Genomic DNA, 20622 nt, shown 5'->3' on the forward strand with positions numbered 1-20622 from the left:
CATGTGCGGCATTGTCGGCGCGGTAGCGCAACGTAACATCGTCCCGGTCCTCGTCGAAGGGTTGCGACGTCTCGAATACCGCGGCTACGACTCATGTGGTGTAGCTGCTATCGTCGAGGGCGCCGCCCGGCGCGCCCGCAGCGTATCGCGCGTGGCGGACCTCGACCAGCAGATCCGCGACACGCAACTGGCGGGGGAAACTGGCATCGCGCATACGCGCTGGGCGACGCACGGGGCGCCAGTCACGCACAATGCGCATCCGATCTTCTCGCACGACACGATTGCACTGGTTCACAACGGCATCATCGAAAACTATGAAACCCTGCGTGAAGGCCTGCGCGCGAACGGTTACGAGTTCGTGACGCAGACCGACACTGAGGTCATCGCCCACCTAATCTACAGCCTTTATCGCGGTGACTTGTTTGCCGCCGTGCGCGAGGCGGTGAAGCAGCTACATGGCGCCTACGCGATCGCAGTGTTCTCGAAAGATCAGCCGCATCGGGTATGCGGCGCGCGCGCCGGCTCGCCGCTGGTGGTCGGGCTGGGCCAACAGGAGAATTTCCTGGCCTCGGATGCGCTCGCGCTGGCGGGCAGCACCGACCGCTTCATTTTCCTCGAGGAAGGCGACGTGGTTGAATTGGCGCTGGACGGCGTGCGGATCGCGGACCGCGACGGCGGCCTCGTGCAGCGGGAGGTGCGCACCGTCAACGCGTATGGTGGCGCGGTGGAGCTTGGGCCGTACCGGCACTTCATGCAAAAAGAGATCTTTGAGCAGCCGCGGGCGATCTCCGACACGATTGCGCAGACCGACGCATTCGATCCCGAGCTGTTCGGTGCTGGCGCCGGCGACGTGTTCAACGGGATCGACAGCCTGCTGATCCTTGCGTGCGGCACCAGCTACTACTCCGGCTTGACAGCGAAGTACTGGCTCGAATCGATCGCGAAAATCCCCACGCAAGTCGAGATCGCAAGCGAGTATCGCTATCGTGACTCCGTGCCGAACTCCCGGTCACTCGTCGTGGTGATCTCCCAGTCCGGCGAGACGGCGGACACGCTCGCCGCGCTCAAGCATGCGCAGGCGCTCGGACACTCGCATACGCTGGCGATTTGCAACGTGGCGAGCAGCGCGATGGTGCGACTCACCGCGCTGCGCTTGCTGACGCACGCGGGCACCGAAATCGGCGTGGCGTCGACCAAGGCATTTACAACGCAGCTCGTTGCCCTGTTCGTGCTCGCGGTGACGCTGGGACGGCTGCGCGGTCATGTCGACGCGAGTCTTCAGGCGCAGTACCTGAAGCAGTTGCGGCACCTGCCGGCGGCGCTCAACAGCGTGCTCGCGCTCGAGCCGCAGATCATCGCGTGGGCAGAGGAATTTTCGCGCAAGGAAAACGCGCTGTTCCTTGGCAGGGGCATGCATTATCCGATTGCACTTGAAGGCGCGTTGAAGCTGAAGGAAATCTCGTATATCCACGCTGAGGCGTATCCGGCCGGCGAACTCAAGCATGGGCCGCTCGCGCTGGTGACCGAAGCGATGCCGGTGGTCACCGTCGCACCGAACGATATCCTGCTGGAAAAACTGAAGTCCAATATCCAGGAAGTCCGCGCACGGGGTGGCCAGCTGTATGTGTTTGCTGACGCGGATACGCGAATCGTCAACGACGAAGGCCTGCATGTGATCCGGATGCCCGAGCATTATGGGCTGCTGTCGCCGATCCTGCATGTGGTGCCGTTGCAATTGCTCGCGTATCACACGGCCTGCGCGCGCGGCACCGACGTGGACAAGCCGCGAAATCTGGCCAAGTCGGTGACGGTGGAGTGACTCGTGCGGCATCCTGCGGGCGCTCACCGGATCCATATTCCGACGCGGGCCACATCGTGCGCCATTTGGGTCGGGCAGGAGACCAAAGAAAACCAAATAGGCAAGACGATGAATGCGCTAATCGAAGACCCGGGCCAGGGTCCGACAATACCGCCGGTCGCGCTGCGTGCAGCGACTCGTGAGGACTACAGATACTTCTTTCACCTGTACCGGGATTCTCTGAGCGGCTACTTCAGGCAAACGCTGGGTTGGGAGGACGATTTCCGCCGGGCGGCTTTCCGAGTGAGCTACCCGGTTGTGCGGTGCCAGGCCATCGTGGTCGACGGTGTGTCGCGAGCGGCGGGGGTGTTGTCCACGCAGGTGTGCGAAGACGGCGGGGTGGAGGTCGCCCTGCTGCTGGTGGATCCGGCATTCCAGAGCCGGGGGATTGGCGCGGCCCTACTGCACCGCATATGTGACGCAGCCCATCGTGAGGGCCGCGCGGTCAAGCTGCAGACTTTTAAACTCAACGAGCGCGCCGCGCGGTTCTATCTGCGCCAAGGGTTCAGGATCGTCGCCGAGGATCAGTATTACCAGCACTTCCGGCGTGCGCCATGCGACGCCGCCCCGGCGATCTCTGCCATCCAGCCCGCATCCGGCGGCGCGCTGCCGCGTTGACGCCCAGCTCGATGTGGGCTGTGATCGACGCAGCAGTCGCACGGTCAAAGCGGGCTGTGGTCGAGGCGGCAAACGCACGGTCAAAGCGAACCATGGTCAACGCGGCAACGCGGCAGCCGTCAAAGCCGTTCGCTCAATTGAGCGCCGTCAGTCGAGTGTCAGCACAATACGCCTGTCAACCTGGCCTTCGCGCAGCTTCCCAAACACCGAATTAATATTTTTCAACCGGTCATGGTGAATGTGCGCGCGCACCCACCCCTGCGCCGCGAAGAAGTCGGCCGGCGGCAGACCATTGAGCGATACGGTGCCACCGCGTTGCACCATGCCGAGCGCCTTGGCGAACGCACTGCGCGATACGGCGGTGACTAGCATGCCGTGCACGCCGCCGATCCTTAAAAGACATTCCGTTAGTATTGGCGGCCTAAGCCGGCGTCGCGGCGCCCGCGGCGCGTCACCCCTGTGATGGCTCGTCAATCTCCTTGCGCTCGCGCCGCGCTTCGTTGCCGCGCCGCGCCCGCAGTCGCTGCCGGGACAACACCGTGATGACTTGTTGCGTCGTCGCACCGGCCGGGATTTCGTTGCGGATCGTATCAAGTCGCATCGGCAGGCCGGCGCGCTGCCGGCGCAGCGCCTTAACAATGGCTCGTCGGCATTGTTGGCCGTAGCAATTCCATTCGTCGCGGATTTTTCCGCAGTAACGGCATTCGTCCATGCGAATAGTCTACCGCCAAACCTGCCGATAGCGTTTGCGCACGTCGTCGTATTGGCTCGGTACGTCGATCGAGGCATATCGCACAAATTGCAACAGTCTGCCGTAATTACCAGACACCGGCGCCGCCGTTGCGCCACGGCCTGAATTCTCAACCCACTGGCAGTCACGGCCGTCAGCGGTACGGAACTTGCGATGGCGCCGTCACGCGCCAAACCGAACCGGCTTCCATGACTTCGTCCGCTTTTGCAGGTACGGCCCGCGTTGGCGGGTTGCGCACCCGGATCACCGCCGACCTATGGCATGCCATCTGGCGCCACAGGATGCGAGTGCTGGCCGCCGTATCGTTACTGCGTTGGGCGAGGTGCACGACATGACGTTTATGCAAGTCACGCAGACCGTGGCCGACTATACCGCGCGCACGTCATTTGCCGTCTACGCGAGTTATACGGTGATGTTCACGCGGCGCCGCATGCGAATGCAGCGCCGCATGATGATCACCAGGAGGCGCGCGACGCGCTGTCCGGCTACTCAAGCGAGTATGAACGGGCGCGTGCCGTCGAAGTCGGTTGTCGCGGCTATCTGACCAAGCCGGTCAAGGCGGTCGATTTAATTGCCGTACTCAGGGCATTAGCCACTTACTTAGGAGAGACTTATGAGCTTGACGCCCCCCAGCACGTCAGGGAACCTATCCGCCCCGCGCCGCACCGGTAGCCTGTATGCCGACCGCAGCGCGGCCAGCGCCGCGATTGAGATGTTGCTGCCGACGCTGTCGGCGGCGCTGCACAACACAGTCGTCGGCCAAAGCGGGTGCCTGCATATCGTCGTGATGGATCCGGCACTCGATCCTGGCGACGCGTGCTTCGAGGATGCGATCCTGTATGAGCATTCGATGCCGGATCCGGCGCAGTGGGACGCCGACTACCGCGCGTATGCGCGGGCCAAAGCGCGGCTGTCGTGGGAGCACGGCATGGATAGCCAGCTTGTTCAGTCCAGTCAACCGCACCGCTTGCGCCGCGGTGATACAAACCTGTGGGGCAGCGTGGCTCAACACGGCATCGTGGTGGGCGTCTCGGGGGCCCAACCGTGGTTTGACGAGGCGCTGGCCGGATGTGTCGCGCATTGCATGCGCGCTATCGCGCGGCATCGCGCTGAAGCGGCGGCGGGCACGCTGGCGCTGTGATCACCACTGCGGGCCCGCGCCACGCACCCCGTCACACCACACCTGAGCGTTTTTTGCCAGTGCCGTTATAAAAATGGGTAGCGGATCGGGGCAGTGGCCTGGCCAGAATGGCGGCTGCATGAGCTTGATCGTCTGCGGGCGCATCGGGGCGGGGCGGGCACGCCGTTCGCTCAACAGGAGCCAGAACGTTTGTCTCGACAACCGTCTGACTCACTGAAGGAGCGAAAGTGGCACACACTGCAGACCTATCCAACCCGGTCCTTGCCGGCAAGACAGCGTTGATTACCGGAGGCGCCCGTGGCCTCGGCGCAGCGATATGCGAGGAGCTGGCACGCGCGGGCATGAACATCGTCGTGGCCGACCTTCACGAGGACCAGGCGCGTGCCACGGCGGCCGAGTTGGGCCAGCACGGCGTCAAGGTCGTGTGGCAGCGGATCGACGTCAGCGACGAGGCGTCGGTGCAACAGGCGATGCACGCGATACGCGAGTCGGTGGGCGAGCTCGATGTGGTCGTGAACAACGCAGCGATTGATGTGACGGCCGCGATCGAGGACGTTGACGTCGCCGCGTGGCAGCGCGTGCTGATGACGAACCTGTTCGGCCCCTATCTGATATGCCGGGCGGTCGTGCCGATGATGAAGTCACGCGGCGACGGCCATATCGTCAACATCGCATCGACCGCTTCAAAGCGCGCATGGCCGAACGCCTCCGCGTACCACGCGACCAAGTGGGGGCTGCTGGGCTTCTCGCATGCGATGCATGCGGAGTTGCGCTCAGCCGGGGTCCGCGTGTCGGCCATTGTGGCCGGCGGCATGCGTACGCCGTTCTTGCTGGACCGATTCCCCGATATCGACGTCGATACACTGCAGCCACCCCAAAACGTGGCCGCGGCCGTACGGTTCGTGTTGACGCAGCCGCCCGGCACGGTGATTCCTGAAGTCATGGTGCTGCCGACGAAGGAGACGTCATGGCCGTGACGCGCGGAGCCGGCCGCGGCGCGGTGCTGTTGGACAAGGACGGCACACTGCTGAAGAATGTGCCCTACAACGTTGACCCGGCGCGCATGGTGCTGGCGCCGGGCGCCGCACAAGCACTGCGCCGGCTTGGCGCACTGGGCATGCCACTCGCGGTGGTGTCGAACCAGCCCGGTGTAGCGCTTGGCTGTTTTCCCGAGGTAGCGCTGTGCACCGTGCGTGAGCGGCTTTGCGCGCTGTTTCGCGAGCACGGTGCAGTACTCGCGGGGTTCTTCTATTGCCCGCACCATCCGAAGGGGGCGGTAGCGCACTATGCAATCGAATGCGATTGCCGTAAGCCGCGATCGGCGTTGCTGACGCAGGCCCTCGCGTTTCTGGGCGTCACGCCGCAGTACAGCTGGATGGTCGGGGACATCCTCGACGATATCGAAGCAGGTCGTGGCGCAGGTTGTCGCACGATCCTGGTCGATTGCGGCAACGAAACCGAATGGCGGTACGACCCACAGCGTGAGCCGGACTTCGTGGTCGAGCAGCTCGACGCCGCGGCCCGCATCATCGCCGCACAGTGCAACGGCACGCCCGCCGAGAGAATCGGACAGGAGGCGGCAACATGAGCACAGGCTGGAACAACGCGCGGCGCATCCTGTGTGTCCGGCTCGACAACATGGGCGACGTGCTGATGACCACGCCTGCACTGCGCGCGCTGAAGGGCGATGACAGCCATCGCCATCTGACGCTGCTCACCTCCAGCGTTGGCACCGCGCTGGATAGGCACCTGCCCATGGTCGATCAGGTGTGGGGATACGATGCGCCGTGGGTCAAGCACCCGAACGCGTCGTCGAACGCAGCGCCGGACTTCGCGATGATTGAGCGGCTGGCGGCCGGCCGGTTCGATGCCGCGGTCATCTTCACGGTCTACAGCCAGAGCCCGTTGCCGGCTGCGATGATGTGCTGGCTGGCGGGTATCCCGCTGCGCCTGGCGCACTGCCGCGAGAATCCTTACCGCTTGTTAACCGACCGCGTCGTGGAAACCGAGCCGCACCAGCGCGTTCGCCACGAAGTGGTCCGGCAACTCGAACTGGTCCACTCGATCGGTGCGACGACAACCAATTGGCAAATGGAATTTGCCTGCAGCGAACAAGATCAACGGTCATTGCAGCGTCGGCTGCAGGCCACCCTGCGCCGGCAAGGCGCGCCGTTCGTGCAGCCCGGCCTCGGACGTTGGCTGGTGGTTCACCCCGGGGCCAGCGCGCCGTCGCGACGGTGGCCTGCGGAGCGCTTCGGCGAAGTGGCTGCGCAACTCGCACCGCAGTTCGACGCGGTTGCAGTGACCGGCAGCGCGGCAGAATCCGAGTTAGTCGACGCGGTATGCGCACGTGCCGGCAAGCGCGCGGTGCCGCTGGCCGGCCGGTTGTCGCTGGGCGAGATGGGCGCGTTGGTCGGTGCAGCGGATGTGTTGATCACCAACAACAGTGGACCGGCGCATCTTGCTGCCGCCGTCGGCACGCCAGTCGTCGATCTCTATGCGTTAACCAACCCGCAACATACGCCATGGCGCGTGCCGCACCGCGTATTGTCTGCCGACGTTCCGTGCAAATACTGCTACCGCAGCGAGTGCAGCGAACCGGGACACCCGTGCCTGACCGGCGTGGGGGTCGACGAGGTCGTCGCGGCTGCGCGCAGCTTGCTGGACGGACACGATGCTGCCCACGCTGAGCGCTGGGCCACACGTCGTTGGCAGCTGGGCAGCCCGTCCCCTGCCAACGTAATTCCAATCGCAACCGCGATAGCGAGGGCCTGACCATGCCAGACACCCGTACTCCACTTTATACCCTGGGGATCAATGCCGCATTCCACGACAGCGCCGCGTGCCTGGTGCGCGACGGCGTGGTAGTCGCCGCCGCCGAGGAGGAGCGCTTCACGCACATTAAGCATGGCAAGCGGCCGGTGCCGTTCTCGACGTGGGAATTGCCGTATCACGCGATCGACTATTGTCTGTCGGAAGCGGGCATCGTATTGCGCGACGTGCACCACGTCGCGTATTCCTATGACCCTTGGCTGCAAATCGATCACGGGCAACAAGAGCCGATGTTCACGTTGCCTTTGTCCCCGTCCGCCCATCGCAAGGCAAGTGGACACGTATCGCCGTGGGATCCGCTGTTCCTATCCTACGTTGTCAACGCGCCGCGGCAACTAGCCGACGGGGTGCCGCACCATTTGCAGAAGCGCTGGCGCGGCGTGATGCCGAATGGACCCTTCGAATGGCATTTTGTCGAACACCATTTGTCGCACGAGGCGAGTGCGTTCCTGGCTGCACCGTTCCAGCGCTGCGCAGTGCTGACAATGGATGGCCGGGGCGAAAAAGCCACCACCAGCTACGGCGTGTTCGATGGACACCAGTATCGACGCATCAAACAGGTCAATCTGCCCAATTCGTTGGGATTGCTTTACGAACGAGTGACGCGCTATCTCGGCTTCCTGCACTCGTCGGACGAGTATAAGGTGATGGCGCTCGCGTCGTTCGGCAAACCGGCCTACATGGACGCGATGCGCCGCCTCGTGCGCTATGTCGACAATGGCGACTACGAAGTCGAGAGTATTGACCTCATCTCGCTGTTTGGGCCAGCTCGCGAGCGCGGCGGCCCGCTCGAGCAGCGGCATTATGACATCGCTCATTCGCTGCAGGCAATGCTAGAAGAAGTCGTGCTGCACATGGTGCAGTGGCTCGCGCACACTACGGGCGAAAAGCAGCTTGTGATGGCAGGCGGTGTGGCGCTCAATTGCGTCATGAACGCCAAGGTCCGCGACAGCGGGTACTTCGACGACGTATGGGTCCAGCCCGCCGCGGGCGATGCCGGCACGGCATTGGGCGCGGCGCTGTGGACGGATTTCCAGCAGCGCGGCGTGCGCGGCGGCAAAGCGATGGACCACGCGTACCTCGGTCCGGCGTACGACGAGGCGACCATCCAGGCCTTGCTGGATGAGGCGCAACTGCCCTACCGACGGCTGGACGATGTGGCGGCCGAGACCGCCGCGTTGCTGGCCGACAACCGGATCATCGGATGGTTCCAGGGACGCATGGAATTTGGTCCGCGTGCGCTGGGCGCTCGCTCAATCCTGGCTTCGCCGATCGACCCCGGCATGCAGCAGCGCCTGAACCGCATCAAGGATCGAGAGGACTTCCGTCCGGTGGCGCCCGCCGTACTGGAGGAAAAAGCGCATGAATGGTTTACCGCACGTAAGCCAGGTCGGCTGCGCGCCCCATTCATGCTGTTCGTGTGCGACGTGGCGCCCGGCCGGGAAGAGGCCATTGCGGCGGTACGCCACGTCGATGGCACGGCGCGGGTACAAACAGTGAACACAGACCAGCACCCGCTCTATCACAGGCTGCTGACGGCGTTTGACCGGTTGACTGGTGTGCCGGTGCTGGTGAACACGTCGTTCAATACGCGCGGCAAGCCGATCGTGTGCTCGCCACGCGATGCGCTAGAGTGCTTCTGGACCTCGCCGCTCGACGCGCTAGTGATCGGCCCGTTTCTGTTGGAGAAACGCCGATGACCCCTGCCCCGGACACAGCATCGCCGATCATTGCGTCAGTGGTCGTGCCAACCTATCGACGTCCCGATCTGCTGGCACGGTGCTTGGACGCGCTGTGCGCACAGGTGTTCGATCCGAGCACCTTCGAGATACTCGTGGTCGATGATGACCGCGCGCGTCACAGCGCGAAAGACGTGGTCCACGCGTTCGCGCAACGCAGCAGCGGGAAGCCACGCGTGCGCTACATTCCGGCCTGGCGCACCCGCGGCCCGGCGGGCGCGCGTAACGCGGGCTGGTGCAGCGCGCAAGGAGCGATCATTGCGTTTACCGACGACGATACGATTGCCGATCCGATGTGGCTGCGAGAAGGGTGTGATGCGCTGGCGCGCAATCCGATGGCTTGCGCGGTTGCGGGACGCATCGAAGTGCCGCTTGGCGATGCGCCAACCGATTACGAGCGCGACGCCAGCGGCTTGGCGCATGCCGAATTCGCGACGGCGAACTGCTTCGTGCGCCGCGACGCGCTCGTGCGGGTCGGCGGCTTCGACGAGCGCTTCACTCGCGCTTGGCGCGAGGACGCTGACCTCATGTTCGTGTTGCGCGAGCAAGTCGGGCCCATCATCGACGCACCGCAGGCCCGGGTCCTACATCCGGTGCGCGCGGCCCATTGGGGCGTGAGCATCGGCCAGCAGTCCAAAGTGTTCTTCGATGCGTTGCTCTACAAGAAGCATCGACGCGTGTATCGCCAGCACATCCGTCGGGTGCCACCCTGGCATTACTACATCGCCGTGGCGGCGTTGTTCTCGGCCGCGGTATTGCTTGGCGCCGGTCAACGCGTTGCGGGCAGCGTAGCGCTGGTCGTCTGGGCAGCGGTGACCACCTGGTTTTGCTGGCGGCGGTTGCGTGGCACCTCACGCGCTGCCTCCCATATTGCCGAAATGATCGTCACGTCGATTGCGATTCCGCCTGTATCGCTGTATTGGCGGCTGCGTGGCGCGCTTCACTTTAAGGTGCTTTTCCTATGACACCCGATACAGTGAAACAGACCGGCAAGGCAACGCGCGAGCCTGCCGGACACGCGAACATAGCGGTATTTCGCGCGTTGCAGCTGGGTGACATGCTGTGTGCCGTGCCCGCGCTGCGTGCGCTGCGGCACGGCGAGCCCCATGCCAGGATCACGCTAATCGGCTTGCCGTGGGCAGAGCAATTCGCGCAGCGCTTTGCCGGGTACATCGATGACTTTCTGCCGTTTCCGGGCGCACCCGGATTGGCTGAACAGCCGGCCGATGCGGCGCGCCTTGCGGCGTTCTTCGAGCAATGCCGTGCCCGGCGTTTCGACCTGGCGATTCAGTTGCATGGTAGCGGCACGCATACCAACCGTATCGTCGCACAGCTCGGCGCGGCCCAGACGGCCGGATTCATGCCGGTGCCCGGCGGCGGGGCAGCGGGTGGCACGGCGCACCCGCTCGACAAGACGATCCCATGGCCCGAGTCGGTCCCTGAGATCACCCGCTATACGCGGTTCATGCAGGCACTGGACTATGGTGATTGGGGCGAGCACCTGGAGTTTCCGCTTACTCGGCTCGACCATGCGGCATGCCGTGCGCTTTGCGAGCAGCACGAATTGCCGCCACAACAGTTCGCGGTCTTTCATCCCGGAGCACGCATGCCATCGCGGCGATGGCCGGCACAGCGGTTTGCGTCGGTGGCCAACTGGCTGTCGCGACGCGGCATACGCATCGTCGTGACCGGTACGGCATCCGAGGCAACGCTTGCCGACGAATTGACCCGCCGGCTCGATGTGCCGTGTGTCAATTTGTGTGGGCGTACGTCACTCGGCGTAATGGCCGCCTTGATCGGACGAAGCAAGATGCTCGTATGCAATGACACCGGGGTGTCCCATATTGCGGCGGCGTTGCGCACGCCCAGTGTGGTGGTCGCCTGCGGCAGCGATGTCGCCCGATGGGCGCCGCTGGATCGGGAACGCCATCGTGTATTGGCTAACTATCCGACATGCAGGCCGTGCATGTTCGACGTCTGTCCGTACCAGCACGCATGCGCGACAGCGATCGACGTACGGGATGTCACGCATCAACTCGAGCAGATGCTCGAATCGGAGGCTTACGATGCCGCATAAACGTTTGCGAGTGCTCACCTGGCACGTTCACGGAAACTACCTCTATTATTTGTCGCAGACGCCGCACGATTTCTATGTCGTGACTAAACCTGGCTCGCCGCCCGGCTATGGCGGCTGCGCAGGAAACCTGCCGTGGGGCTCCAATATGCACGAGGTGCCGTACGATCAGGTGCGCGCGGCTTCGTTCGACTGCGTGCTGTACCAGCACCACAAGCACTATGCCGAAGACCGGCAACACGCACTCAGCGAAGCACAGCGGCAATTGCCAGCACTTTTTGTCGAACACGACCCACCGCGGGAGCATCCGACCGATACATTGCATCCGGTTCAGGATTCCAATGTTCTGTTGGTGCACGTCACGCCGTTCAATGCGCTGATGTGGGACAACGGCGTAACACCCACGCGCGTGATCGAGCACGGTGTGCTGCTGCCGGACGGTATCGCGTATCGCGGCACGCTGGCCAAGGGCGTGACGGTCGTCAATCATCTGCGCAAGCGCGGCCGACGCCTGGGCGCAGATATATTCGAAGCGGTACGCGACGCAGTGCCATTGGATCTGGTCGGGATGGGGTCCACCGAACTAGGGGGCATCGGCGAAATCCCGAACTTAGCATTGCCTGGCTTCGTTGCGGATTATCGTTTCTTCTTCAACCCGATCCGCTATACGAGCCTGGGCCTGGCAGTGGTCGAAGCGATGATGCTCGGCTCGCCAATCGTTGCGCTGGCAACGACCGAGATGGCGCAGGTTGTGCGCAGTGGCCACAACGGCATGGCCGATACGCGGCCCGCCGTACTGGTCGACACGATGCACCGCTTGCTCAAAGACTCGGCGCTGGCCCGCCAGTGGGGTGACGCCGCACGGCACGATGCGCAGGAACGGTTCAACATCGCACGCTTTGCCGCCGACTGGGATCGCGCGTTGCGCGACGTCGCCGCGTGAGGCGGATGACCAGTCGCTATCCGCCGGCTTCGGCCACCTCGACGCAGCGACGCATCTGATCGACGTGCGGCGGGATCACACGGCGCTCGCTGAGCACCCATCCGAGCCCGCGCAGCGCCTGCCACCAGCCCGTTACACCGCCCCCCTCCTGCCATACGCGCGGCGCCAATTGCAGTGTGCGCTGTAATGCGGCGCCGGCCGGAAGACGCAGCCACGCGGCCCATACGGCGTTACGCGCCAGCAGACTGCGTCGCCGGCCCGCGTCGCGGACCGGCGACGGATAGTGGCACACGGTTAATTGCGGGGCGTACACGAGCGACCATCCGGCACTGGCCAAATCGAGCGCCAACACCGCTTCTTCACCGCCAATGAATAAGCGTGGATGGTATCCGCCGGCCGCCAAGAACGCGTCGGTGCGAAAAGCGGTAGCCCCCGCAAGCAGACCTAGGATCGGTGGGCCGGGAAGGGCGCAAGGGGGCGCAATCGGACTGGTGCGCATCAGCTCGCAGACTGGATCCTCGCGACGCTGCGGGCCGACCAGCACGCGAGCGGTCAGGGAACCGACTTGTGGATAGGCGTCCAGCAGATCGGCGGCCAGTGATAGCGAGCCGGGCTCCCACCACGTGTCATCGTCACAAAAGGCAATGTAGTGGGTACGCGCGGCGGTCGCGCCGAGATTACGGCCAGCGGCGCCAAGATTGCTCGGCGCCTGGATCAGCGTGACATGCGCGAAGCGCCGCGTGACCTCTTGCGCGGTGCCGTCACCCGAATCGTTATCGACTACAATGATTGGCACGCGCTCGGGCAGCGCAGTCAGGTGGGTCAACGTCCGAGCCAACTCGTCGCGGCGCCGGTGCGTGAGCACGATGACCGTGATGCGATCCTCGTGGTGCAGGCTGTTCATCGACGCGCTCACGATGCTGCAGGAACACGCTGCAATCGCCAGTAGCACTCCGCGCGCTCAAGGTCGAGCAGCGTATCGGGCCTGAACAGCGCGACCTGGCTCCGGTACGCCCGCACGGCCTCGGCTTTCGCGAGCACGCTGCCGTCGGTTGCGTCCTCGTCCACCAGCGCCGCCGGCTGCGCTGTCCAACCTTGTGCCTTCCAGTGAGCCAGCCGTTGTTCCATCAGGCCCTCCTTGCGCCGATACAATGCATCCTCGTAAAAGAACCAACGTCGGGTGGTGGGTTGCTCGCCGAGCAGCGCCAGCATCGCGTGCTGCACCCGGAGGTGGTCACGGTGCAACAAGCCGGCTGGCGCCAGCACCCCCATCTGCGCATGCGCATCCAGCAGCGAGCGAAGCGCGTCGAGCAACGCATCGTCGGGTAAGGCGCACTCGTACTGGTCATCCAGAAAATCTAGCCAATGAGGTTCGGCGCGAAGAATCGACAGTGCGTGCCGGTCCTCCGCGCGACGGGCCTGTACGGCTTCGTACGCAGAATCGAAACCTGCGTCGCGATCCCACGGCGGCGTCGGCATGGCGCGGGGCGGTATGCCGGCGAAGACGGTCGCGACAATCGAGCCGGGTGTCTGTGCAAGCAGCCGACCGCATCCGAATACCGCATCGTCTAGATGCGGCGAAATGACTAGCCAACGCTCACTCATGCCCGTACCTGCTGCGCCGGTTCGCCGGCCTGCGCGGAATGTGCATGCGCGGCGGATATCGTGCGACCTGCCTGCGCAGGCGTGCCGTCGTGCAGCCGGTGAACGCGCGGCGCGGCACGTTGGACGAAATAGCGGACGGTGCGCGTGAGCCCATCCGCCAGCGTCGTGGTCGGCGACCAGCCGAGGCGCCGGGCGGCGAGCGTCAGGTCCGGACAACGTTGCCGCGGGTCGTCCGCTGGTAGCGGTGCGTATCGGATTGGCACGCGGGCCCCGGTCAAGCGGATAACCTCGCGGGCGATCTCGCCGATCGTCACTTCGGTGGCGTTGCCTAGATTGACCGGCTCCGCAAACGGGCTTGGTGCCTCCATCAAGCGGATCAAGCCGTCGACCAGATCGTCCACGTAGCAGAACGAGCGCGTCTGGGTCCCATCGCCGTAGACAGTCAGCGCTTCGCCGGCCAGCGCCTGGGTGATGAAATTCGACACCACGCGTCCGTCGGCCGGATGCATGCGGGGACCGTACGTGTTGAAGATCCGCGCGATGCGGATATCGACGCGATGCTGCCGATAGTAATCAGCGAACAGGGTCTCGGCGCACCGCTTACCTTCGTCATAGCACGAACGCACCCCGATCGGATTGACATTGCCCCAATACTGCTCACGCTGCGGATGCACCGACGGGTCTCCATAGACCTCGCTGGTCGACGCTTGCAGGATACGCGCCTTCACGCGCTTGGCCAGCCCGAGCAGGTTGATCGCGCCGTGCACGCTGGTCTTAGTGGTTTGGACCGGGTCCTGCTGATAGTGGACCGGAGAGGCGGGACACGCGAGGTTATAGATTTCGTCGACCTCAACGTACAACGGGAATGTCACATCGTGACGCATCATCTCAAAATTTGGCGCATCGAGCAGATGGGCAATGTTGTCCTTGGTGCCGGTATAAAAGTTGTCCACGCATAGCACATCGTGGCCGGCTGTCACCAAGCGCTCGCACAAATGTGAGCCAAGAAAGCCGGCGCCACCGGTGACCAGAATCCGCTTGCGGCCATATTCTTTCATCATCCATTCTCCTTCTGGTTCGGGATGGCGGTCGCCGGCATGATGGGCGAGCGCCGGCCGCTCCCAAGCGAGGTAGCCGCGCGCGCGGTCCGCCGTGCTGTGTTGCGCAGCTCGTCATAGACGTGGACCAATTGCGCGGCAACGCTCTCCCACGTATAGTCGCGCCGCGCGCGCTGGCGGCCCGCTAGGCCCATCGCCACCGCCTGTTGCGGATCGCTGCGCAGCGCCGCCAGCCTGCGGGCCAGCGCCGCGGGCTCGCGCGGCGGCACCAGGTAGCCCGTTACGCCATCCACGATGGTGCTGCGGATGCCGCCGACATTGCTGCCGATCACCGGCGTGGCACAGGCCATCGCCTCCACTGGAGTAATGCCGAAAGGCTCGTACCATGGCGTGGTTACGAATACATCGGCCGCACTGTAGAACAGTCGTAGCACATCCCGGTCGCGACGGCCGACGAACGTCACGTGTTCGGCAACGCCCGCCTGCTGGGCGACGCGCATCAGCCGCGCCAATTCGGGGCAGCGTTCGGGGTCGGGCGTATAGTCGTCGCCTCCGACCACATACAGCCGCGTTGACTGTCCAGAATGCGCCGGCAAATGGGCGAGCGCTTCGATCACGTTGTCAACGCCTTTGCGCGGCACCAGCCGTCCCAACTGCAATATGGCGAACTCGTCCGACCGCCATCCGAGTCGCGCACGAGCCTCGAGCTTCGGTACCGGTTGAAACTCGTCGCTATCAAAGCCGCACGGAATGACTCGGATGCGTCGCGGGTCGCCTGGATACAACGTCGTCAGGTCAATTTGGTCTTGCGGACATTCGGCGATCAGCCGATCCGAGCGCCGCACCAGCCTATCTTCTATCGCAAAACGTTCGTCCGGAAACCCATCGGCTGTGCCTTGGTGCTGCCGGCGCACTCGGCCCAGTGCATGAAAAGTGGTAACCAGCGGGATACCGAGCCGCTGCTTCACGCGCAGCGCTGCTTTGCCCGACATGAAGAAGTTCGCGTGCATCACGTCGTAAGGCTCGGGTTGCCGCCTGAAATAGTCGACGAGGAAGTCGGCAAAACACGCCATGTGCGGCAGCAGCGCCTCTTTCGGCATATCGTTGGGCGGCCCCGCGGGCACGTGGATGACCTGCATCCTGGGACCTATGCGCATCACCTCCGGTAAGTGGGGGTTGTCACGGCGGGTAAAGACATCAACGTGCCAGCCCCGCAACGCCAATTGCTTGGCCACGTTGGCCACGTAAATGTTCTGGCCGCCTGAGTCGACGCCGCCGATTACGCCCAGCGGCGAGGCATGCTCGCTGATCAGAGCGATTTTTTGCATGTAGCTGCTCCCGATTGATGAAGGCAACGGGTGCCTATCTCCGCTGCAGTACGCAAGCGATGTACCCGCCCGTCCGATAGCACCGCGGCATCTGCATTGCGGTGCGAACTATCGAAGCTGGCTTCGGGGTAACCCGAAAAAGTTACAACCGCACGACGCAATTGGAGGTGTCGCCGCAGCGCGTTACCCGGCGCAGCGGTGCAGGATCGGCAACAGGGAACGCGGTTTGCGCGACAACGGTGGACCGGCGCGTGCATGCCTGCCGCGCCCATTCCACTGTGTCATCGGCTTTCAAAGGAGATTGCTATGACTTCCCGTCATCCTCACACCGGTCACGAATTGAGCCACGCGCGGGCGCATGAAGGGGACCGCGTCCAGCAAGACCATGACAAGGGCGGCCACCAGAGCGGGCATGGCAAAGCGCCGAGTCCGGTCGATATTCAGAAGGCACTCAAGGGCATGGCCTATCCGGCCAGCAAGGAAGACGTCATTCAATGCGCGCAGCGCTCGCATGCCGACGGCAGCGTGCTGAAAATACTCAAGCGTATTCCGGAGCGGGAGTACGGCACGCCGGCTTCAGTCTCCAAGGAAGTCGGAAAACTGATGTGATTCGGGTGCGCCGCGCGAGCATGACCGCTGGCGCTGAGGTTGACGAGTTTAACCGTCGTCACATGACGGCAGCGCCTTGGCGATCGCAGCGCAATAGCAGCGACGGCTGTTCTCGATCAACCCGGTGCCGTCGCCCCGCCTGATATGCGTGGAACAGTGCTACACGGCCGCCGTCAGCAACAGCGTGAAGACCGTTGCCCACAACATGTGGAATCCGGCGCGATTATGGTATCGATGCCGGGTAAGCCTGTCGCAACGCGCGGTGCCCTTATTGGGGCGTCAGTTCCTGGGCGGACGTATCGGCATCGTTGCCCTGGGCGACCAGAACATGGATGTTGCCCGGCACGATGTTGCCGATGCCGCCCGACGGGATCGTCAAGATGAGCCAGTCGGCGTTTTTGGCCAAACTGACCGGCGCGCTCGTCAGAATCGGCGTCTTCGTACCGGCATTGGTGACGATGACCTGATACGTGCCGCCGGACAGATATACTGAATCTTGACCGGATGCGGGTACCGCGTGCTGATAGGCGATGGAGGACACCGTGGGCGCCACGCCGGAGATGTCGGTACCGGGCGCTACGACGTAGATGTCCACGTTCGGCGCGTTAAACGACGCATTGAATCCCCGTACGCGCGCCTTGTCCGACAGCAAGCCTTTGTCATACGGATCGTCGATTACGGAGATCGCGGACGACGAACCCAGGATCGCAATCGTCGTGTATTGGTGTCCCTTGGCTGCATTGAACGCCTGCGAGGCCAGCGTCACAGACGTGCCAGTTGCATTGTAAGTGGCGGTCTGGGTGCCTGCGCCGACATCGCGGTAACGCGTGACGCCCTTGTACTGTACGTTGGTCGCGTTCGCTTGCCCGTTTAGGTAGTAATCCAGATTCGGGGCGGTCGGAATGGCATTGATGAACCTTGCCTGCGCAGAGGTCAGGCCCAGCTCAGTGCCTAGGTCTTTACCTCCTCTTCCACAAGCGCCCAACGCCAGCGTGGCGAGGGTCAACATGGCAACGGTACGGATCGATTTCATTACGTCCTCTCAGTGATAAGCAGCACAAAGCGAACGAATGCTGGATTGCGCTGTTGCAACAGCGTTTTGTTTAACGTCGCACCCGTGCATGGCTCTGTTCTGGTATTTCAACAATGACCTCATCGTATGCCCAACGGACATAACGAGGGCGTTCCAAAGCAGCAAGCACTGTTCCCGAACGGAGTAGGGGCGTGCGGGCAGCCCGGTTGGTACGGAACTTGCACAATCGGAACGCTACGGCAAGCGGCGATGAAGCCGACAATACGGCGCGCGTGCGCCGCAGGATCACACGAAGGAGGCTCCATGGCGTCACGAATGATCTGGAAAGGCGCAATCAGTTTTGGCCTCGTGCACGTACCGGTGCAGCTGTATCCGGCCACCCGGACGGTGAAGCCATCGTTCCGGATGCTGGACAAGCATTCGATGGATCCGATCGGCTATCGGCAGGTCAACAAGCGCACAGGAAAGGAAGTGCCGCGCGAGGATATCGTGCGCGGTTACGAGTACGATAAAGAGCGCTATGTGGTATTAACCGACGAGGAGATCCGCGCGGCCAATCCGGATTCGACGCAGACGGTCGATATCTTGACCTTTGTTGATTCAGACGCCGTGTCGTTTCTATACCTCGACACACCGTACTATCTCATGCCGGAGCGCAAGGGTGAGAAGGTTTACGCGTTGCTGCGCGAAGCGTTGAAGGCGACCGGCAAAATCGGTATCGCGTTGGTCGTCATGCATGGCCGCCAACACCTTGGTGCGCTGATTCCGGTGGGTCCGTTGCTCGCGTTGGACACGTTGCGCTGGAAGGATGAATTGCGGGCGCTGGCCAAACTCCCGTTGCCGGAGGCCGATGCGAAAAAGGCCGGCGTCACGGCCCGCGAGTTGGACATGGCCAAGAAGCTGATTAATGACATGAGTGGGGCATGGAAACCTGAGGACTACCACGATACGTTCCGGGACGACATCCTGACGTTGGTCGAGAAGAAGATCCGCGCGGACAAAACACAAGAGATTTCAGATATTGAGGCTCCGGCAAGGCGGCGCAGTGCAGACGTCGTCGACTTGTCCGAACTGCTGCGGCGCAGTCTGGGGCGGCGCAAGGACGGAACAAGCACCGACGAGAGCGCAGGCCCGGATAGCAGCGATACGCCGAAAAAGCCGCCATTGCGCAAGGCGACGGTCAGCCCTGCCAGGAAGCGCACGACCCGATCGGCCCCCAAACCAGCGAAGAAGTCGGTACCGCGCAAACGCCATGCGGCCTAGTGCTGCAATGTTGTCCAGTATGCGATGATGACGCGAGCGCCTGATTACGTTGAACAGGCTGGGTTGCGGCGCCCAATCGGGAAAAAGCGAGCCTTCATTGCGGTAATACGGATTCTCCACTGTTGGCAATTTCTGTGTCGCCGAAATTCGGATTGTCGATGAGCGTATCGTATTGCTGAGTCGCCCCCTGTTAGGCTTCACTATAATGTTGGTCCGCAAATGCGGGGCGACGTATCAATCCATACACCCGTGTCATGAACAGATTAAATCAATACGCGTTTTTATTTTTCTTTATCATTAGTACTTCTTCCAATGTATTAGCGGGGTCGGATTCGCGCAACTCTGCTGAATCTGCCACACTCACTATCCAAGGTCGAATTTCGCCAGGTCCTTGCGAGCTGCGCTTATCGCCTTCTCATGTCGAGATGGAGCCACTTCGCTCAGAAGAGTTGGAAACGGATAGAAAATATATTCAGCTGGGTAGCAAAGAAGTCGAACTGTCTATCAACTGCCCGACGAACACGTCGGTTGGAATTGTGTCGCAGAATGAGGTAGAGGGCTACAACCCTTTCATGGATCTGGGCAGTGACGACAACAATACGCCGCTCCAGGAACTGAAGGGAATATTGAGCACCGGCGAGACGGTCGTGGGCGTGTATGCTCTCATGCTGGATAACATGAGCTATTCGCACAATGGGCACCACCACATGTCCGTACCCATCGGTCGGTTAAACAAAGGCGAAGGAAATTGGAGCCCGGTAGTAACCAACCTGTTGAACGGTGAGCATTATCGGGAAATTAGTTGGAAGAGTAGCGAAGGAAATACTCCCGCCGTGGGCTCAGAATTTTCGGCCAACATTGTCATCATGCCCTTTTTTCGACCGGCAAAGGAGATGGATCTGAGCCGTGAGATCATCTACCGAGGTCAAACGACGATCACACTGACGTATTGATATCGATGACGTTTTCGGTTCAATGCCTTTTTGACTTAGCAATTTAATATGTGGAATTTTGCTTGTATGGCGCTTCGGCGGCACGCCGCACGCATGCTATTGGTGTGTCTGTTCCCCAGCATCGCATGCGCTACGGGCGTCATGCCAGAAACCTCGGTCGTCCTGTTGGCTGAAGGAAAAGGCGAAGCAGCGATCAAGGTGCGCAACACGGATTCGTTTCCGGTCATCCTCTACACCTCAGTGAGCGATACCGCTGAGGATCGCGAGCCGCTGGTGGTCGCCACGCCGTTGGCAACCCGATTGGAACCCGGCGACGAGCAACTAGTGCGATTCATGTTAGTCAACGACGAACCATTGCGCACGGAACGCCTGAAACGCGTGGTCTTCGAAGGAATACCACCCGCCGCAGCTGGCAAAGAAGGCGTCGCGTTCACCGTGCGGCAGGATTTGCCGGTTATTGTCACGCCACGCGGACTCCAGGTCGATGAGCAGCCGTGGAAACACCTGTCGTGGCATCTGCGCGGCCGCGTGCTGACGCTCACCAACCCGTCCCCGTATGTCGTCAGGCTCGAGCAGCGTGTGACGATCCTGCCTCAAGGGGCTGTTCTGACGCTGCCACAGCGCTATATCCTGCCCAAAGCGCATGTTGAACTGCCGCTCGGCGATCACATCGCGCCACAACGTATCCATGCACTGCGATTGTCCACGCTGTCGCGTTATGGGTATGCGACGGGCACGTATGACTTGCCCGCGGGACAACTCAAGCCGCCGCAGGACGCGGCTTCGCATTGATCGTCCGACGATCGGGGCAATGCGA

At 62.6% G+C, this 20622-nt stretch carries 21 protein-coding genes and 1 pseudogene; 15 read left to right on the top strand and 7 right to left on the bottom strand.

From position 1 onward, the window contains the following. The first annotated feature begins 1 nt into the window (after nt 1). Together glmS and B0O95_RS11530 are read left to right on the top strand one after the other, a co-directional pair. Nucleotides 2–1819 carry a glutamine--fructose-6-phosphate transaminase (isomerizing) gene (glmS, locus tag B0O95_RS11525; RefSeq protein ID WP_104078016.1) on the top strand — a complete coding sequence of 606 codons (1818 nt, stop codon included), beginning with the start codon at nt 2–4 and terminating at the stop codon, nt 1817–1819. Between the two features lie 3 nt (nt 1820–1822). Beyond that, a complete protein-coding gene (locus B0O95_RS11530; protein ID WP_104078017.1) occupies nt 1823–2476 on the top strand; it encodes a GNAT family N-acetyltransferase in 654 nt (217 codons plus the stop codon). Between the two features lie 147 nt (nt 2477–2623). Here the strand turns inward: B0O95_RS11530 and B0O95_RS11535 are convergent. Both B0O95_RS11535 and B0O95_RS11540 read right to left on the bottom strand, forming a co-directional pair. After that, a pseudogene (locus B0O95_RS11535) lies at nt 2624–2866 on the bottom strand (zinc-dependent alcohol dehydrogenase); the annotation flags it as partial. A gap of 61 nt (nt 2867–2927) precedes the next feature. Next, nucleotides 2928–3188 (bottom strand): hypothetical protein, encoded by a 261-nt coding sequence (locus tag B0O95_RS11540; RefSeq protein ID WP_104078018.1) that lies wholly within the window; start codon nt 3186–3188, stop codon nt 2928–2930. A gap of 295 nt (nt 3189–3483) precedes the next feature. Between B0O95_RS11540 and B0O95_RS17210 the strand changes: the two genes are divergently transcribed. The 9 genes from B0O95_RS17210 (at nt 3484) to B0O95_RS11590 (ending at nt 11956) form a co-directional block, all read left to right on the top strand. Next, on the top strand, nt 3484–3771 hold the full coding sequence (locus B0O95_RS17210; RefSeq protein WP_199180498.1) for a hypothetical protein: 288 nt from the start codon (nt 3484–3486) through the stop codon (nt 3769–3771). Nucleotides 3772–3840: 69 nt separating this feature from the next. Next, nucleotides 3841–4368, top strand: coding sequence for a hypothetical protein (locus B0O95_RS11555; RefSeq protein WP_104078019.1), 528 nt, complete (start codon nt 3841–3843; stop codon nt 4366–4368). A gap of 227 nt (nt 4369–4595) precedes the next feature. Continuing rightward, nucleotides 4596–5345 (top strand): SDR family oxidoreductase, encoded by a 750-nt coding sequence (locus B0O95_RS11560; protein ID WP_104078020.1) that lies wholly within the window; start codon nt 4596–4598, stop codon nt 5343–5345. Continuing rightward, a complete protein-coding gene (locus tag B0O95_RS11565; RefSeq protein WP_104078021.1) occupies nt 5336–5956 on the top strand; it encodes a D-glycero-alpha-D-manno-heptose-1,7-bisphosphate 7-phosphatase in 621 nt (206 codons plus the stop codon). Before B0O95_RS11560 ends, B0O95_RS11565 begins: the two co-directional genes overlap by 10 nt. Then, nucleotides 5953–7143, top strand: coding sequence for a glycosyltransferase family 9 protein (locus B0O95_RS11570; protein ID WP_104078022.1), 1191 nt, complete (start codon nt 5953–5955; stop codon nt 7141–7143). The genes B0O95_RS11565 and B0O95_RS11570 overlap by 4 nt, the downstream gene beginning before the upstream one ends. A gap of 2 nt (nt 7144–7145) precedes the next feature. Beyond that, entirely contained in the window at nt 7146–8900 is a 1755-nt protein-coding gene (locus B0O95_RS11575) for a carbamoyltransferase family protein (RefSeq protein WP_104078023.1), read from the top strand. Further along, complete coding sequence (locus tag B0O95_RS11580) at nt 8897–9904, top strand: glycosyltransferase family 2 protein (protein ID WP_104078024.1); 1008 nt, start codon at nt 8897–8899, stop codon at nt 9902–9904. Before B0O95_RS11575 ends, B0O95_RS11580 begins: the two co-directional genes overlap by 4 nt. Further along, the gene (locus B0O95_RS11585) at nt 9901–11016 is read left to right on the top strand and encodes a glycosyltransferase family 9 protein (RefSeq protein ID WP_304611015.1); all 1116 of its coding nucleotides are present in this window, start codon (nt 9901–9903) and stop codon (nt 11014–11016) included. Before B0O95_RS11580 ends, B0O95_RS11585 begins: the two co-directional genes overlap by 4 nt. Further along, nucleotides 11006–11956: a glycosyltransferase gene (locus tag B0O95_RS11590; RefSeq protein WP_104078025.1), complete on the top strand. Its 951-nt coding sequence runs from the start codon at nt 11006–11008 to the stop codon at nt 11954–11956. The genes B0O95_RS11585 and B0O95_RS11590 overlap by 11 nt, the downstream gene beginning before the upstream one ends. A gap of 16 nt (nt 11957–11972) precedes the next feature. Here B0O95_RS11590 and B0O95_RS11595 read toward each other — a convergent pair whose 3' ends face one another. The 4 genes from B0O95_RS11595 to B0O95_RS11610 are packed head-to-tail and all read right to left on the bottom strand — an operon-like array spanning nt 11973 to nt 15947. After that, nucleotides 11973–12860, bottom strand: a complete 888-nt coding sequence (locus B0O95_RS11595; protein ID WP_104078026.1) for a glycosyltransferase family 2 protein — start codon at nt 12858–12860, stop codon at nt 11973–11975. An 8-nt stretch (nt 12861–12868) separates the two neighbouring features. Then, the gene (locus B0O95_RS11600) at nt 12869–13561 is read right to left on the bottom strand and encodes a PIG-L deacetylase family protein (RefSeq protein ID WP_104078027.1); all 693 of its coding nucleotides are present in this window, start codon (nt 13559–13561) and stop codon (nt 12869–12871) included. After that, nucleotides 13558–14619, bottom strand: coding sequence for a UDP-glucuronic acid decarboxylase family protein (locus B0O95_RS11605; RefSeq protein WP_104078028.1), 1062 nt, complete (start codon nt 14617–14619; stop codon nt 13558–13560). Before B0O95_RS11605 ends, B0O95_RS11600 begins: the two co-directional genes overlap by 4 nt. Further along, nucleotides 14619–15947 carry a glycosyltransferase family 4 protein gene (locus B0O95_RS11610; RefSeq protein WP_104078029.1) on the bottom strand — a complete coding sequence of 443 codons (1329 nt, stop codon included), beginning with the start codon at nt 15945–15947 and terminating at the stop codon, nt 14619–14621. Before B0O95_RS11610 ends, B0O95_RS11605 begins: the two co-directional genes overlap by 1 nt. A gap of 306 nt (nt 15948–16253) precedes the next feature. Here B0O95_RS11610 and B0O95_RS11615 point away from each other — a divergent pair, with 306 nt between their 5' ends. Next, nucleotides 16254–16556, top strand: a complete 303-nt coding sequence (locus B0O95_RS11615) for a DUF2795 domain-containing protein (RefSeq protein WP_199180499.1) — start codon at nt 16254–16256, stop codon at nt 16554–16556. A gap of 268 nt (nt 16557–16824) precedes the next feature. Here the strand turns inward: B0O95_RS11615 and B0O95_RS11620 are convergent, their stop codons facing one another. Continuing rightward, nucleotides 16825–17589 (bottom strand): DUF4397 domain-containing protein, encoded by a 765-nt coding sequence (locus B0O95_RS11620; protein ID WP_104078030.1) that lies wholly within the window; start codon nt 17587–17589, stop codon nt 16825–16827. A gap of 303 nt (nt 17590–17892) precedes the next feature. Between B0O95_RS11620 and ku the strand changes: the two genes are divergently transcribed. The 3 genes from ku (at nt 17893) to B0O95_RS11635 (ending at nt 20597) form a co-directional block, all read left to right on the top strand. Continuing rightward, nucleotides 17893–18852 carry a non-homologous end joining protein Ku gene (gene ku / locus B0O95_RS11625; RefSeq protein WP_104078031.1) on the top strand — a complete coding sequence of 320 codons (960 nt, stop codon included), beginning with the start codon at nt 17893–17895 and terminating at the stop codon, nt 18850–18852. A gap of 254 nt (nt 18853–19106) precedes the next feature. Continuing rightward, nucleotides 19107–19805 carry a DUF1120 domain-containing protein gene (locus tag B0O95_RS11630; protein WP_104078032.1) on the top strand — a complete coding sequence of 233 codons (699 nt, stop codon included), beginning with the start codon at nt 19107–19109 and terminating at the stop codon, nt 19803–19805. Between the two features lie 93 nt (nt 19806–19898). Next, the gene (locus B0O95_RS11635; protein ID WP_255779207.1) at nt 19899–20597 is read left to right on the top strand and encodes a fimbria/pilus chaperone family protein; all 699 of its coding nucleotides are present in this window, start codon (nt 19899–19901) and stop codon (nt 20595–20597) included. Nucleotides 20598–20622: the final 25 nt, after the last annotated feature.

Origin of the sequence: Mycetohabitans endofungorum (assembly GCF_002927045.1) — a bacterium.
GTDB lineage: Bacteria > Pseudomonadota > Gammaproteobacteria > Burkholderiales > Burkholderiaceae > Mycetohabitans > Mycetohabitans endofungorum.

Excerpts from the sequence above, each read along its gene's own strand:
- B0O95_RS11595 (WP_104078026.1), bottom strand. The coding sequence starts at position 12,860 with ATGAACAGCCTGCACCACGAGGATCGCATCACGGTCATCGTGCTCACG.
- B0O95_RS11580 (WP_104078024.1), top strand. The coding sequence starts at position 8,897 with ATGACCCCTGCCCCGGACACAGCATCGCCGATCATTGCGTCAGTGGTC.
- B0O95_RS11600 (WP_104078027.1), bottom strand. The coding sequence starts at position 13,561 with ATGAGTGAGCGTTGGCTAGTCATTTCGCCGCATCTAGACGATGCGGTA.
- B0O95_RS11570 (WP_104078022.1), top strand. The coding sequence starts at position 5,953 with ATGAGCACAGGCTGGAACAACGCGCGGCGCATCCTGTGTGTCCGGCTC.
- B0O95_RS11565 (WP_104078021.1), top strand. The coding sequence starts at position 5,336 with ATGGCCGTGACGCGCGGAGCCGGCCGCGGCGCGGTGCTGTTGGACAAG.
- glmS (WP_104078016.1), top strand. The coding sequence starts at position 2 with ATGTGCGGCATTGTCGGCGCGGTAGCGCAACGTAACATCGTCCCGGTC.
- B0O95_RS11635 (WP_255779207.1), top strand. The coding sequence starts at position 19,899 with ATGCTATTGGTGTGTCTGTTCCCCAGCATCGCATGCGCTACGGGCGTC.
- B0O95_RS17210 (WP_199180498.1), top strand. The coding sequence starts at position 3,484 with ATGGCATGCCATCTGGCGCCACAGGATGCGAGTGCTGGCCGCCGTATC.
- B0O95_RS11630 (WP_104078032.1), top strand. The coding sequence starts at position 19,107 with ATGAACAGATTAAATCAATACGCGTTTTTATTTTTCTTTATCATTAGT.
- B0O95_RS11615 (WP_199180499.1), top strand. The coding sequence starts at position 16,254 with ATGACTTCCCGTCATCCTCACACCGGTCACGAATTGAGCCACGCGCGG.
- ku (WP_104078031.1), top strand. The coding sequence starts at position 17,893 with ATGGCGTCACGAATGATCTGGAAAGGCGCAATCAGTTTTGGCCTCGTG.
- B0O95_RS11540 (WP_104078018.1), bottom strand. The coding sequence starts at position 3,188 with ATGGACGAATGCCGTTACTGCGGAAAAATCCGCGACGAATGGAATTGC.
- B0O95_RS11620 (WP_104078030.1), bottom strand. The coding sequence starts at position 17,589 with ATGAAATCGATCCGTACCGTTGCCATGTTGACCCTCGCCACGCTGGCG.
- B0O95_RS11605 (WP_104078028.1), bottom strand. The coding sequence starts at position 14,619 with ATGAAAGAATATGGCCGCAAGCGGATTCTGGTCACCGGTGGCGCCGGC.
- B0O95_RS11590 (WP_104078025.1), top strand. The coding sequence starts at position 11,006 with ATGCCGCATAAACGTTTGCGAGTGCTCACCTGGCACGTTCACGGAAAC.
- B0O95_RS11575 (WP_104078023.1), top strand. The coding sequence starts at position 7,146 with ATGCCAGACACCCGTACTCCACTTTATACCCTGGGGATCAATGCCGCA.
- B0O95_RS11555 (WP_104078019.1), top strand. The coding sequence starts at position 3,841 with ATGAGCTTGACGCCCCCCAGCACGTCAGGGAACCTATCCGCCCCGCGC.
- B0O95_RS11585 (WP_304611015.1), top strand. The coding sequence starts at position 9,901 with ATGACACCCGATACAGTGAAACAGACCGGCAAGGCAACGCGCGAGCCT.
- B0O95_RS11610 (WP_104078029.1), bottom strand. The coding sequence starts at position 15,947 with ATGCAAAAAATCGCTCTGATCAGCGAGCATGCCTCGCCGCTGGGCGTA.